This is a genomic window from Cyanobium sp. L1E-Cus (genome assembly GCF_024345755.1).
GTDB lineage: Bacteria > Cyanobacteriota > Cyanobacteriia > PCC-6307 > Cyanobiaceae > Cyanobium_A > Cyanobium_A usitatum.
Genome location: NZ_JAGQBS010000002.1, coordinates 225,782 through 238,195, shown reverse-complemented (window position 1 = coordinate 238,195; position 12,414 = coordinate 225,782). Strand labels below are relative to the sequence as shown.

General features: G+C 56.1%; 16 protein-coding genes. 10 read left to right on the top strand and 6 right to left on the bottom strand.

Features of this window, described 5'->3' with window-relative positions; genetic code table 11:
* The first annotated feature begins 68 nt into the window (after window positions 1-68).
* Window positions 69-617, top strand: coding sequence for a hypothetical protein (locus KBZ22_RS01275; protein WP_255020726.1), 549 nt, complete (start codon window positions 69-71; stop codon window positions 615-617).
* Window positions 618-789: 172 nt separating this feature from the next.
* Here KBZ22_RS01275 and KBZ22_RS01270 read toward each other — a convergent pair whose 3' ends face one another.
* Window positions 790-1,848: a linear amide C-N hydrolase gene (locus tag KBZ22_RS01270; protein WP_255020722.1), complete on the bottom strand. Its 1,059-nt coding sequence runs from the start codon at window positions 1,846-1,848 to the stop codon at window positions 790-792.
* Window positions 1,849-2,330: 482 nt separating this feature from the next.
* Here KBZ22_RS01270 and KBZ22_RS01265 point away from each other — a divergent pair, with 482 nt between their 5' ends.
* The 5 genes from KBZ22_RS01265 to KBZ22_RS01245 all read left to right on the top strand — a co-directional run bounded on the left by KBZ22_RS01265 (window position 2,331) and on the right by KBZ22_RS01245 (window position 4,472).
* On the top strand, window positions 2,331-3,080 hold the full coding sequence (locus KBZ22_RS01265) for a hypothetical protein (protein WP_255020725.1): 750 nt from the start codon (window positions 2,331-2,333) through the stop codon (window positions 3,078-3,080).
* A gap of 176 nt (window positions 3,081-3,256) precedes the next feature.
* Window positions 3,257-3,511, top strand: coding sequence for a type II toxin-antitoxin system HicA family toxin (locus tag KBZ22_RS01260; RefSeq protein WP_193913882.1), 255 nt, complete (start codon window positions 3,257-3,259; stop codon window positions 3,509-3,511).
* On the top strand, window positions 3,508-3,840 hold the full coding sequence (locus KBZ22_RS01255) for a type II toxin-antitoxin system HicB family antitoxin (protein WP_255020724.1): 333 nt from the start codon (window positions 3,508-3,510) through the stop codon (window positions 3,838-3,840). Before KBZ22_RS01260 ends, KBZ22_RS01255 begins: the two co-directional genes overlap by 4 nt.
* Before the next feature lie 145 nt (window positions 3,841-3,985).
* Complete coding sequence (locus tag KBZ22_RS01250; RefSeq protein ID WP_255020723.1) at window positions 3,986-4,219, top strand: DUF4160 domain-containing protein; 234 nt, start codon at window positions 3,986-3,988, stop codon at window positions 4,217-4,219.
* A complete protein-coding gene (locus KBZ22_RS01245) occupies window positions 4,212-4,472 on the top strand; it encodes a DUF2442 domain-containing protein (RefSeq protein ID WP_254999336.1) in 261 nt (86 codons plus the stop codon). Before KBZ22_RS01250 ends, KBZ22_RS01245 begins: the two co-directional genes overlap by 8 nt.
* A 154-nt stretch (window positions 4,473-4,626) precedes the next feature.
* Here the strand turns inward: KBZ22_RS01245 and KBZ22_RS01240 are convergent, their stop codons facing one another.
* The gene (locus KBZ22_RS01240) at window positions 4,627-5,685 is read right to left on the bottom strand and encodes a linear amide C-N hydrolase (protein ID WP_255020722.1); all 1,059 of its coding nucleotides are present in this window, start codon (window positions 5,683-5,685) and stop codon (window positions 4,627-4,629) included.
* 474 nt (window positions 5,686-6,159) lie between these two features.
* Here KBZ22_RS01240 and KBZ22_RS01235 point away from each other — a divergent pair, with 474 nt between their 5' ends.
* Entirely contained in the window at window positions 6,160-6,708 is a 549-nt protein-coding gene (locus KBZ22_RS01235) for a hypothetical protein (protein WP_255020721.1), read from the top strand.
* Between the two features lie 248 nt (window positions 6,709-6,956).
* Here the strand turns inward: KBZ22_RS01235 and KBZ22_RS01230 are convergent, their stop codons facing one another.
* Complete coding sequence (locus KBZ22_RS01230) at window positions 6,957-7,859, bottom strand: hypothetical protein (protein WP_255020720.1); 903 nt, start codon at window positions 7,857-7,859, stop codon at window positions 6,957-6,959.
* A gap of 8 nt (window positions 7,860-7,867) precedes the next feature.
* Window positions 7,868-8,413: a DnaJ domain-containing protein gene (locus tag KBZ22_RS14325; protein WP_255020719.1), complete on the bottom strand. Its 546-nt coding sequence runs from the start codon at window positions 8,411-8,413 to the stop codon at window positions 7,868-7,870.
* 283 nt (window positions 8,414-8,696) lie between these two features.
* Between KBZ22_RS14325 and KBZ22_RS01220 the strand changes: the two genes are divergently transcribed.
* The 3 genes from KBZ22_RS01220 (at window position 8,697) to KBZ22_RS01210 (ending at window position 11,105) form a co-directional block, all read left to right on the top strand.
* Entirely contained in the window at window positions 8,697-8,957 is a 261-nt protein-coding gene (locus tag KBZ22_RS01220; RefSeq protein ID WP_255020718.1) for an AbrB/MazE/SpoVT family DNA-binding domain-containing protein, read from the top strand.
* A complete protein-coding gene (locus KBZ22_RS01215) occupies window positions 8,954-9,337 on the top strand; it encodes a type II toxin-antitoxin system PemK/MazF family toxin (RefSeq protein WP_255020717.1) in 384 nt (127 codons plus the stop codon). The genes KBZ22_RS01220 and KBZ22_RS01215 overlap by 4 nt, the downstream gene beginning before the upstream one ends.
* Window positions 9,338-9,419: 82 nt before the next feature.
* On the top strand, window positions 9,420-11,105 hold the full coding sequence (locus tag KBZ22_RS01210) for a protein adenylyltransferase SelO family protein (RefSeq protein ID WP_255020716.1): 1,686 nt from the start codon (window positions 9,420-9,422) through the stop codon (window positions 11,103-11,105).
* On the opposite strand, the gene KBZ22_RS01205 is transcribed toward KBZ22_RS01210, so the two are convergent.
* Both KBZ22_RS01205 and KBZ22_RS01200 read right to left on the bottom strand, forming a co-directional pair.
* Window positions 11,102-11,758 carry a L,D-transpeptidase gene (locus KBZ22_RS01205; RefSeq protein WP_255020715.1) on the bottom strand — a complete coding sequence of 219 codons (657 nt, stop codon included), beginning with the start codon at window positions 11,756-11,758 and terminating at the stop codon, window positions 11,102-11,104. The two genes, KBZ22_RS01210 and KBZ22_RS01205, sit on opposite strands and share 4 nt — an antisense overlap.
* A 19-nt stretch (window positions 11,759-11,777) precedes the next feature.
* Entirely contained in the window at window positions 11,778-12,197 is a 420-nt protein-coding gene (locus KBZ22_RS01200; RefSeq protein WP_255020714.1) for a nuclear transport factor 2 family protein, read from the bottom strand.
* Window positions 12,198-12,414: the final 217 nt, after the last annotated feature.

Genomic DNA, 12,414 nt, shown 5'->3' with positions numbered 1-12,414 from the left:
CCCTACCTCGCGCCAGCGGCTGGCGCTCGGAGGCACAAGGCGGGCGTTAGCCATTCTAGTAAGCCTAAATGAAACCATTGCCCACGAAGTACAACGGCACCACCTTCCGGTCCAGGACCGAGGCAAGGTGGGCTGTATTCTTCACGAACTTGAACTGGGAGTGGACATATGAAAACCAAGGATATGAATTAGAGACTGGAGGCCATTACCTTCCTGACTTCGAGATACGTCTGCCGAATAATGATGAGTATTTCGTGGAAGTAAAGCCTGATGACTTCGATAAGTTTGAGCAAGAAGAGTATATGGACAAACTCCAGCGCTTCACCACGGAGGCAGGAAAGAGCCTTTTGATCTTGGATGGCAATCCATCCTGCAAGCCTTTTGACCTGGTCTGCCATTTACACGAGGGAAGGACACTCGGATGCGTATTTCTGCAAGACTACGAGCCATATGTAAGATGGATTGATGAATATTGGATGGGCTATCTCAAGCTTGAGCCTAGTACGGGTCGCTTTTTTACCGTACACCGCGACGATGAGCGTATGCAAAGAAATTCTTTTGGACGAAAGTATGTTGAATCACTTAAAGCCGCCAAGGCTGAAAGATTTGGGATCTAGGCATAGTAAGATGGCTAACAAGCCCCTTGAGTGGACAGGCCTCCATAAGGTCCATGTTCACGATCTACACTCTTGGCCTGCCACTCAGGGGCAGCGTTCGAAGGATGGTCAGTGGAACTGGTGCGTGGAGAGAAGTAGCCGTTAGAAGTGAGTTGAACTTAGGGCCGCTGGCTTAGGGTTTTGGAGCCAGGAAAGAGATCGGGGGTGCAACTTTGAGCTGGGCGTTGAGATTGCCCTGAAGGGATGGATTGCTCTCGATAGCGATGGCGCGGACACCGCTGCCGGGGCTGAAATCGATTTGGCGCAGATTCAGCCAGACCATCTGTGGGGAGAGGGCTGAATCGAAGTAATAAACGCCGTTCTTCTGATCGAGCAGGGTGCGCCACCAAGTGGGAGATATGTTGGGGTGCTCGGGATCGGGGGTGCCCCAGGGAACGGAGATGTTGCGCATCACGCTCATTACGCCGGCCAGGGCTTGGCGTGGATCGGTGGTGGGCGGCAACTGCTCGTTGTAGTACATACCCCGCACAAAGCGGTCGGGTGACTGGATCGAGCCAGGAAGGTCGTGAGTACGATCCTTGGTAGCCCAGAAGGCATTAAGCTTCAACTGCTCGCTGTACACCGGGCTGTTCGTCATCACCTGATACTGTCGGCCATGGTGAATCACCGGTTTGCCACTGAGGTATTCGATCACCGCCGAATCACCGCTAGCATCCGATACCGCCATATGGACTGTGGCCTTTGCCTTTCCACCGGGCCCGAAGGGCACTGGAACGATCTGGATGCGGTCCTGTTGCACAGCCACCACTAGCTCCTTCACTGTGGCGTATTGGCTGAGCAGATAGAGGGTCCAGGCAGCAAAGGAGAGGCGAGGGCGTTTTGCCCCAGCAGTAGCGAGACCGAAGTCGTTCTCGGCCAAGTAAAGAAGGTTGGCGGCCAGTCCTTTCTCGTTCATGCCATCGAACACCGCATCCACGGCTCCGCCGGGCTCAGTGCTGCCACTCACCAGCACGGCACCATAGCGGCTGTTGAAGCGCAGGCTGTTGATGCCGCCGGCACCCTCGATTGCCTCGCCGCGGGGGATCACATGGAAGTGGGAGTTGAAGCCGTAGGGCCAATCCATCGACCGTCCTGTGATCACCTGCTGATTTGGGCCGGTCCAGGTCACCCGGGAGCAGGCCAAGGAAGCGGCAGGCGTGGCGGCTAGGACCAGGGTGGCGCCAATGGTCAAGGCCTGCCGAAAACGTTGGAGCGGCATAGGAGGAAAGCACTCTCCAGAATTATGACCAGTGCTGCAGGATCTGGCAACAAGAGTAATCACTTGCTTGAATTATCGATATCTTCAGCCAATAATGAGATTGCTCATTGCCTGAATTTATGCGGCTTGTCTACCCTTGGCAGACATAGAGAACCAAGTTGATAAAATAAGATAATAACAGAAGGCCTTTATTGTTCTAGCATAATTATGCTTCGCGGGTATGAAATAAAGAATGGACTGAAAGCACCTCAACGCATTTAAGACAGCCTAATTTATTGACCATGCTCCCTCCTAACAAGCCCCTCGAGTGGACAGGCCTCCATCAACCCTCTACTGCGCCACCCCAGGCTCCCTGCCTGCCACTCAGGGGCAGCGTTCGGAGTGCCTCATGCCCCCCTCTTGCAAACAGACTATCGTACTCTGATTCCCAGAGCCGCAACCCCTATTAGGTCTATATGGGGCTACTTCTATTCTTCTTTTTAGTTTTTGCGTTATTTGGTATTGGCTGGATAAGCGATATTCTGAGGCACAGGCATCCCCTAGGCCCCGAAGAGGTTCAAGAGCTGGCCCGCAGAAGGCAGTGGGAAAGATTGCTTACAGCCTATGCATTCTCGGGAACGCAAAGGCCTGCGGATCCAGCAGAGAAAAAAGCCATGAAAGGATCCGGACAGTTTGTCAGATGTGATCTTTCATATTCAGAAATGCCATCAGCAGTAGCTGGACTCCTCAAGTATAAAAAGCATGAGTGGATAGTAATTGTCTTTATCCGTGAGTCTCACGCTGAATATCTGTGGTGGAATAAAGGGAGTGACGGAAAATCAGTCTCTCCTCATCTAAGAGGAGGCTACCTCGATAATGCCATCCGTCTCCATAAGCCAGACGCTCTCGCCATCTTGCACAACCACCCAAATCCAAACCCTTCTCGCTATAGGGCTAATCTTCCGAGCGCTCAAGATCTACGTTCAGCCGAGTATATGGCAGGCTTATTGGCTAAATTTGGGATCAGCCTTGTTGAGTTTGTGTGTGAACGAGGAACATCGCATATGTACTATGCTCACCTAAACTCTAATCTTTCCCCCCTTGAGGCTCATATTGAGAGAATCAACGGTCTGAATGGAGCCGGCATATTCAAGAATGTTGAGTTGCGGCGTGAGCTTGCTCGGCGAACATCGGTTGGGCATGGAATCCAAGGCGGAGTTTTCTAGGTTGTTCATTTGGCACGAGCGGACTCCGAACAAGCCCCTTGAGTGGACAGGCCTCCGCAGCACTCTGTTCTACCTCCACAAACTCCCTGCCTGCCACTCAGGGGCAGCGTTATCCGTATCCAGCAAGCCGTTGACCGCAAGTCGCACCTGGTACCGATTGGTAGTACCATGCATGGATGAAGCGGAAGCACCAGCGCACCCTTGAGCTGATCTTCTCCCGACCCGTAAGCGGCAGCTTGCCGTGGAGGGACATTGAAGCCCTGTTTCAGGAGCTTGGTGGGGATGTCAGTGAGCGGGCGGGCAGCCGAGTCGCGGTCGTTCTGTTTGGCGAAGTCAGGGTCTTTCACAGACCCCACCCATCGCCTGATACAGACAAGGGTGCTGTTGCTTCAATCCGCAAATGGTTTGAAGAACACGGAGTGACACCATGAACCTGATGAATGTGGATGCTTACCACGCTAGAATTGTGTACGACGAAGAAACGAATCAGTTTCGCGGGGAAATTCTTGGCCTTTCTGGTGGAGCGGACTTCTATGGATCCAGTCCGGATGAGCTTCGCCGAGAGTTCAAAAAGTCATTGGATGTCTTTCTTCAGGTCTGCAAGGAGCAAGGAATCGAGCCCCGCAGACAATTTTCTGGCAGATTCAATCTTCGGATTCCGCCTGAACTACACGAGAAATTGGCGATGACTGCGGAGGTGCAGGGAAAGAGTCTCAATACGCTCGCGCAAGAAGCACTCCAGAGAAGTGTCACGGCATAAAGGAACGGATAACAAGCCCCTGGAGTGGACAGACCACCACCCTTTTTCCGTTTCGCAATTAGTCCTTGCCTGCCACTCAGGGGCAGCCGTTAGCTGCACAGGAAGGCCGTGGTCGGTATCCTCATGGTGATGGTAGCGATTTCGGATGCCCACAATCCTCAGAAGTGGACCTTACCGGATCTACTTCTATAGTCACGAGCCAAACGAGCCACCCCATGTTCATGTTGACAGAGATAAGGCGTCATGCAAAGTCTGGCTTTTTCCCGTTGCACTGGCATCGAGCCTTGGCTTTGGCGACAGGGAGCAGCGAGAGATTGAACGACTGGTCAGCTTGAACAGAGCTAGCCTGTTGAAGGCATGGGAGGAGTTTCATGGCTAACCCTGGTGAGCAGGTCACTGACGTTGCCTTGACTGAGGACAGGCTGATCGTCGACTTGGCGGATGGACGATCTATCTCGGTGCCGTTGGCTTGGTTCCCACGGCTTCTTCATGCAACTTCCCAGGAGCGTGACAACTGGGAGATTGCTGGGGCTGGCTACGGAATCCACTGGCCAGATATCGATGAGGATTTAAGTGTGGATGGCCTGCTTCGAGGTGCGCCAGCGCCCCAGGTAAAGGCACTGGTCAGCTAACACCACAATCCACCTGAGCCGCCGCCGTAAGCTTTTCTTCTTCGCTGAGCATTTCTTGCGGCCAGGTGATGGCAAGCGTTCGAAGGATGGTCAGTGGAACTGGTGCGTGGAGAGAAGTAGCCGTTAGAAGTGAGTTGAACTTAGGGCCGCTGGCTTAGGGTTTTGGAGCCAGGAAAGAGATCGGGGGTGCAACTTTGAGCTGGGCGTTGAGATTGCCCTGAAGGGATGGATTGCTCTCGATAGCGATGGCGCGGACACCGCTGCCGGGGCTGAAATCGATTTGGCGCAGATTCAGCCAGACCATCTGTGGGGAGAGGGCTGAATCGAAGTAATAAACGCCGTTCTTCTGATCGAGCAGGGTGCGCCACCAAGTGGGAGATATGTTGGGGTGCTCGGGATCGGGGGTGCCCCAGGGAACGGAGATGTTGCGCATCACGCTCATTACGCCGGCCAGGGCTTGGCGTGGATCGGTGGTGGGCGGCAACTGCTCGTTGTAGTACATACCCCGCACAAAGCGGTCGGGTGACTGGATCGAGCCAGGAAGGTCGTGAGTACGATCCTTGGTAGCCCAGAAGGCATTAAGCTTCAACTGCTCGCTGTACACCGGGCTGTTCGTCATCACCTGATACTGTCGGCCATGGTGAATCACCGGTTTGCCACTGAGGTATTCGATCACCGCCGAATCACCGCTAGCATCCGATACCGCCATATGGACTGTGGCCTTTGCCTTTCCACCGGGCCCGAAGGGCACTGGAACGATCTGGATGCGGTCCTGTTGCACAGCCACCACTAGCTCCTTCACTGTGGCGTATTGGCTGAGCAGATAGAGGGTCCAGGCAGCAAAGGAGAGGCGAGGGCGTTTTGCCCCAGCAGTAGCGAGACCGAAGTCGTTCTCGGCCAAGTAAAGAAGGTTGGCGGCCAGTCCTTTCTCGTTCATGCCATCGAACACCGCATCCACGGCTCCGCCGGGCTCAGTGCTGCCACTCACCAGCACGGCACCATAGCGGCTGTTGAAGCGCAGGCTGTTGATGCCGCCGGCACCCTCGATTGCCTCGCCGCGGGGGATCACATGGAAGTGGGAGTTGAAGCCGTAGGGCCAATCCATCGACCGTCCTGTGATCACCTGCTGATTTGGGCCGGTCCAGGTCACCCGGGAGCAGGCCAAGGAAGCGGCAGGCGTGGCGGCTAGGACCAGGGTGGCGCCAATGGTCAAGGCCTGCCGAAAACGTTGGAGCGGCATAGGAGGATGGGACTCTCCAGAATTATGACCAGTGCTGCAGGATCCTGCAACAAGAGTAATCACTTGCTTGAATTATCGATATCTTCAGCGAATAATGAGATTGCTCATTGCCTGAATTTATGCGGCTTGTCTACCCTTGGCAGACATAGAGAACCAAGTTGATAAAATAAGATAATAACAGAAGGTCTTTATTGTTCTAGCATAATTATGCTTCGCGGGTATGAAATAAAGAATGGACTGAAAGCACCTCAACGCATTTAAGACAGCCTAATTTATTGACCATGCTCCCTCCGAACAAGCCCCTCGAGTGGACAGGCCTCCATCAACCCTCTACTGCGCCACCCCAGGCTCCCTGCCTGCCACTCAGGGGCAGCGTTAGCCCCTTTCACTTCGGTACACTCGACAGCAACTACATCAACCAAGGAGCCATTGTTCATGCCAGAAATCATGATCAAAACAGAAAGACCTTTCGTCGAAGATCTATTCGCCCGATACGAGGTGTTGATTGGCAGAGATTTTCCCGGCTATCGCAACCATGTGTATCGCACCATCACTTATGCAATGCATTTTCTAGGCAATGCCAAAGAACACGAGAGGCTTGTCGAAGCTGCGTTTGTCTATCACGACATCGGTCTTTGGACGGATCACGAATTAGCCTATCTAGAGCCATCCGAGGCTGTAGCAGTTTCCGACAATCAGAAGTTGGGGCTTGGTTTGGATCCTGATTTGCTTCGCGCCGCCATTCATTGGCACCACAAGATTTTTCCCTACACGGGTCCACATAGAGCAATCATTGAGGCCTGCCGTAAGGCTGACTGGATCGATGCTTCTAAAGGAATGCTCCGTAAGGGTATTAGCAGAGCTGCGATAGCAGAAGTCGAGTCGGAGTTCCCAAACTTAGGTTTTCATGACTCATTGATGCGCCTTGCAAAAGATTATGGAGGCTCAACACTTGTTGGTAGCATCAAGGTAACTCTTGGCATCGTAAAGTGGTGATCGCAGCCTTGATTTCGGGCTAACAATATATTCAAGCCGACGCCGCTTCGTGGCGCGACTCGATTCAACCGTTAGTACAGTAAGTGATTTCCTTCAAATCTGGCCTGTAGCAGCTCAAGCCGATTCATTAGCTTTTGGAGCTTCTGCTCCTTCCTCCTTTTGACACTAGGTGACCCATCAAAATGGCTCATCTCATTGCCCAAGAGATAGTCAACAAAGTCTTTTGGCTCGCAAGGCTTGGCTCCCATCTACTTGTGGAAGTTTCGATGAATACTGCTGCTGATGGCGATAAGGTTTTCTTCATAGGCTGCCAAATCGGGGCGTGAGCTGGCATCGAACAGATGATGTGCTTCGAGTTCAACTGAATGCTGATCGGATTCAGATGGTTTGTGGCCGGAGACGGCACAGCCATATCCATCTTTGCGTAGTGCCCTCTGACGAACCTTGTCCTTCGCTGTCTTAACCCTGGCTTCGTGGCTTTCGAGCAGCTTTCGCTGGACTTCAAAGCACTCTTCTGCCACATCGGCCACTGCTTTAACCCATGCCTTTCGTGCCTTGGTGATCCTGCCTTTATCCCTCATTGTCTTCGCCAGACGAACGATTCCGCGCTGGCTCCAGTGCCGCTGGTCTTTGCCCTCAAAGCTATCAAAATGCACACCTATCTCTAATCCCTCAGCACCTTCTAGTCCAGAACTTTCTTCTTGAATTCTTGTAATGGTGCCAGCGATCCCTTTGCCGTTGGTGCCCAGTACCCTCACAACAGACCGCTGCTCCAGAAAAACCAGATCACCTCGAATCTGGATGGAGCTTCGATCTTGTGTGACTTGAATGATGCGCCGTTTAACGAGCGTGCGTGTCACCCGCGCTCGATGCTGGGTGAATAACTCATAAATCTTGGCCAGTATGCTTCCAACTTCTTTTTCCTCCAGATACTTGGCGATAGCCATCACGCCTTCTTCGTAAAAGCGGCGGCTGCGAGCTTGGCCAGATTCGTATTCAAAGAATTCACCTTCGATTAGCTCCCATTCATCATCAGCATCGGCATCAAAGAACTGGCAGATGCCGCTGAGCTTCTTCGCGCTGATACCAAGTATTTTTGCTGTCTCTTGAAAGGAAAAGGCATCACGTGATCGGTTGGATGTAGTCGTCATCTGCTTTTTTACAGGAAGGCAAGGAGGGAGTCACGCATTTTTTGGAGCCGCTCCATCACGCGCGGATCGCCGCCAACATCGGGATGATGTTCCTTGGCAAGCCTGCGAAAAGCCTCTTTTATGTCTTCGGCGCTGGCTGTTGATGGATCAAGCGAGAACACATGCCACGGTCTGAAATTTTCTAAAACATGGATGCCGTTAATGGATGTTTTGCTCGTTTTGGCACGCTCGTTCTGGGGAACTCCAACCCACTCGCGATAGAGCTTGAGCCAATCAGCCTTTGTTTTTAGATCAAATGTTCGGCCCGCCATCGCAAGGTTGAATTCACTCGATTTGCGCAGCTCAGCAGCGTTCTTGCTACCAAATACCTTGCAGACTGATGCTTTGAGCTCGGTCAGCGTGATAACTGGTTCTGGGAAAGGCTTTCCGTTAATTAACTCTGCAAACGCCAACAGGCTTTCGGCATCCGGAGGCCCAGCCGAGAGTATCTCTTCGATCCTTGTTAAGACCGCAGTCCGATCGAGCTTCTTGCGCGTTGGCGTCTTGGTGGCCACGGCTCAGTAGGGCTGATTGCCTTTGATAACCCACCGAACGCCTCCACGGGGGGATTTGTCATCACCTGTTCGCCGGGGGATTAGAAGCCAATGCGCATGAAATACCGAATGCCCCGGCGTCTCGCCTGATTTCAGCCCCCCCTTGCGTAGAGCAAGCCTTCCCGTCGGCCTTATGACGACCCGGGATCGCCAGGGTGTGCCCCTCGCTCACCGGGTAGATGTCGCTGCTGTGCAGCCCCATCGGCCTGGGGCGTTTATCCTTTTGTTTATACGTCTGATTCTCATGGCCGCCACCCCTTCCCGGCAGGCCCTGCGCCGCTGGGGCAACAGCCTCGGTATCCGCTTGCCCGCATCCATCGCCCGGGAGGCTCAGCTGCAGGAGGATCAGGCCGTGGAACTCTCCGTTGTGGAGGGAGGCGTGATGATCAGGCCCGTGCAGCGACGCCTGTCTCTGGCAGAGCGGCTCGCAGCGTACGAGCCCATGGCTGGCGAACCCACCGAAGCAATGGCCTTCCATCCGCTCGGTGTTGAGGTCACCGAGTGAGTCCCCGCCAAGTGGTTCAGGGCTGGGTGCCCGATCGCGGCTACGTGATCTGGATCGACCACAACCCCCAGGCTGGTCGGGAGATGAAGGATCACCATCCCTTTGCCGTCTTGTCCACAGCTTCCTTCCACACCAAGGTGGGCTTAGTGGTGGGCTGCGCCATGACTTCAGCGCCCTACAACCGTGGTTCCACCCTTTCTGTGGACCTTGGCCCCATCCCCGATCGGCCCGACTCCCACAGCTATGTGCTGTGCCAGCAACTCAAATCCTTCGACTGGCGCGCCAGGGGCGCTCGTCCCCATCCGATTGGGCGACTGCAGGACTCCCAGCTGGAGGAGGTGTTGGCGGTTGTTGGGCAAATCCTTGGGTTTGTCGTCTGATCCATGGGACGCCCAATCGCTCAAGCTGAGGCCTCCATCCCTAGCCTCCACTGATCCCTGCCGGCCAGAACCCCCGAGCCCCGTGAGCACCACTCCGATCACATCCTTCGCTGAGTTCGCGCAACGGGCTGATTATTCGCTGCTGGAGTCGCTGCAACCGGATCCCCAGGCCACGCTGGATGGCCACGATCATCGCCCTCGTCAGGTGTTCTCAGGCCATTACGTGCCGGTCACACCCACGCCCCTGCCAGTACCTGCCTACCTGGCGCACAGCCACAGCCTGTTCCAGGAGCTGGGCCTGAGCGACGACATGGCTCACGACGAGGCCTTCCTGCGGCTGTTTTCCGGCGACATCAGCGTGGCGCGGCAGCCCATGCGCCCCTACGGCTGGGCTACCGGCTACGCCCTCTCCATCTACGGCGCTGAATACATCCAGCAGTGTCCGTTTGGCACCGGCAATGGCTACGGCGATGGCCGGGCCATTTCCGTGTTTGAAGGCGTGTTCAACGGCCAGCGCTGGGAGCTGCAGCTCAAGGGCGGTGGCCCCACGCCCTACTGCCGCGGTGCCGATGGTCGGGCCGTGCTGCGCTCCAGCGTGCGCGAATTTCTGGCCCAGGAGTTCATGCACGCCCTGGGCGTTCCCACCTCCCGCTCCTTGACCCTCTATGGGTCTGGCGCTGAAACCGTGCGCCGGCCCTGGTACGCGCTGGGGTCCACCTCCTTTGATCCCGACGTGCTGGTCGACAATCCAGCGGCGATCACAACCCGCGTGGCGCCGTCGTTTCTGCGGGTGGGGCAGCTGGAGCTGTTTGCCCGCCGCGTGCGCCGCCAGGCCCATCCGGAGGCGCTAAACGAGCTGCGCCTGATCGTGGCCCACCTGATTGAGCGCAACTACCGGCCGGAGATCGATCCGAGCCTGCCCTTCAGCGACCAGGTGCTGGAGCTGGCCGGCCTGTTTCGCACGCGGCTGATTGTCTTGGTGTCCCAATGGATGCGGGTGGGGTTTTGCCAGGGCAATTTCAACAGCGATAACTGCGCTGCCGGTGGCTACACCCTCGACTACGGCCCGTTCGGTTTCTGCGAACGGTTCGATCCCGGCTTCCAGCCCTGGACCGGTGGCGGCGAGCACTTCAGCTTCTTCAACCAGCCCGTGGCCGCCGGAGCCAACTACCAGATGTTCTGGTCGGCCCTGCGGCCCCTGCTGGCTGATAACAGCGAGGCCCTGGCCCAGCTGGATTCCATCCGTGACGGCTTTGCCGGCGCGATGAACCAGGAGCTCGAGGCGATGTGGGCCCGCAAGCTGGGCCTGGCTGCCCCTGATGCTCCCCTGGTGAACGAGCTGCTGGAGCTGATGCTGCGCTCCCAGGCGGATTACACGATCTTCTTCCGAAGGTTGTCGGAGATTCCTGTCACCACCCCCGAGCACCTCTCAGCCCTGAAGCAGAGCTTCTATGAGCCGAGTTCGGAAGCCCATGACGCGGCATGGAGCGGCTGGCTGGAGCGTTGGCGTGCCCAGATTGGCGACCTGTTCGAGACCTCCGCAGCCATGAAACGCTGCAACCCCGCCATCACCTGGCGCGAGTGGCTGATTGCACCGGCCTATCAACAGGCGGAGCAGGGAGACACCAGCCTGATTCAGGAGCTGCAAGCGGTGTTCAGCAATCCCTACGAAGCGCCCTCAGCAGAGCTGGCGGCGACCTACGACCGCCTCAAGCCCAGGGAGTTCTTCAATGCTGGTGGGGTGTCGCACTACAGCTGTTCGTCTTAAACACACTTGCCGCCAGCGGCGTTGATCACCACCTCATCGCCGAGCTTCACGGCTGAGAGTAGGAGCTTCAAATCTGGTTCGGCCACGTTCACGCAGCCGCCGGTCACCTTCTGGCCGATGCGTTTGTCGTTGTTGCTGCCGTGAATGGCGAAGCTGTACCAGCGAAACTTGCCGTCGTAGGTGTTGAAAGCGAAGGGCTGCTTGACGCTGTCCACAGGCTCCAGGCTTACGTAGCCGTTGCCGTATTCGCCGTTTTCGCCATCGCCGTCGAAGTCGATGGCGTTCATGTTGCCAAAAAGGGTTTTGCGCAGCTCGGCCTCGCTCTTGCCCGACTTGGCGATCAGGGCGGGATCCATCACGAAGGTGTTGCCGCTGAGGATGGCATTCACCCGGAAGCGGCCCAGGGGTGTGTAGCCCTCCTGGAAGCGGCTGCCGGCGCAGGTGATGCCGTTGCGGCCGAAGCCCACTTTAAAAATGGTGCGGTCCTCGCCCCGTGGCAGCACCCCGAAGCTCCTGGAGGGATCCTTTGGGTCGAGCTCGATCCGGATGGGACCGGTACCGGCGACCGGTCCTGGTTTGGGTTGCTTGTTGGTGCCGCAGCCGAACAGCCCCGTAGCCAGGGCGAGCAGAGCGAGTGTGGAGAAAGGGCGCATCACGGCTCCTGCAGCTGCCTCAGCCCACAAAGCGCTTGTAAAGCCAGCGCACAAAGCCGCCGAGCACAGGCACCGGTCCGAAGGTGGGGCCCACGAAGTCGAAGTAGTCGCGGTGGTCGCAGATTTTGCCCTCGCTGTTGAAAAGCAGCCGGGAGGTGCCTGGATACACAAACTCAATGCCCTTGATCTTCAGACCCATCTCCCACTCCACGAAGGCCGAATTGGCTTCGATCGCAATCGCGCCAGGGGTGAGGTAGGTGTCGTCACAGCGTTTCAGCAGGCCCTCCTGGGCTTTGATGTAGGCCGAAATGCCTTCTCTCTCTTGGGTGGGATCGCTGAAGTGCACGTCCTCGGCGTAAACCTGCCGCCATTGCGCCTCGCTCGGGCCGGGGGCGCCGTAGGGCTTGTTGAACAAGGCGCGCAGCTGGGCAGTGTCCACCGCGGGTAGATCAGGGGCTCAACCCAGGATGCCGCAGGCCTGGTGGTGCGCAAAGGTCCAGGGCGACATCCGTGCTGGGCGCCTTTGCGCTCAAGTTTTAGAAAGTTTGATTTGATCAGTTTTCGTGGTCAAATCATTCGGATTTTGCCTATTTGATCATCGAGCAAAGGGCTTGGGGTCTCCAGGGTCGACTAGGATGGATGAGCTCGCAATAATT

Bases quoted from the DNA above. Each gene is read 5' to 3' on its own strand.
- KBZ22_RS01275 (WP_255020726.1), top strand. From the start codon at position 69: ATGAAACCATTGCCCACGAAGTACAACGGCACCACCTTCCGGTCCAGG.
- KBZ22_RS01265 (WP_255020725.1), top strand. From the start codon at position 2,331: ATGGGGCTACTTCTATTCTTCTTTTTAGTTTTTGCGTTATTTGGTATT.
- KBZ22_RS01260 (WP_193913882.1), top strand. From the start codon at position 3,257: ATGAAGCGGAAGCACCAGCGCACCCTTGAGCTGATCTTCTCCCGACCC.
- KBZ22_RS01255 (WP_255020724.1), top strand. From the start codon at position 3,508: ATGAACCTGATGAATGTGGATGCTTACCACGCTAGAATTGTGTACGAC.
- KBZ22_RS01250 (WP_255020723.1), top strand. From the start codon at position 3,986: ATGCCCACAATCCTCAGAAGTGGACCTTACCGGATCTACTTCTATAGT.
- KBZ22_RS01245 (WP_254999336.1), top strand. From the start codon at position 4,212: ATGGCTAACCCTGGTGAGCAGGTCACTGACGTTGCCTTGACTGAGGAC.
- KBZ22_RS01235 (WP_255020721.1), top strand. From the start codon at position 6,160: ATGATCAAAACAGAAAGACCTTTCGTCGAAGATCTATTCGCCCGATAC.
- KBZ22_RS01230 (WP_255020720.1), bottom strand. From the start codon at position 7,859: ATGACGACTACATCCAACCGATCACGTGATGCCTTTTCCTTTCAAGAG.
- KBZ22_RS01220 (WP_255020718.1), top strand. From the start codon at position 8,697: ATGGCCGCCACCCCTTCCCGGCAGGCCCTGCGCCGCTGGGGCAACAGC.
- KBZ22_RS01205 (WP_255020715.1), bottom strand. From the start codon at position 11,758: ATGCGCCCTTTCTCCACACTCGCTCTGCTCGCCCTGGCTACGGGGCTG.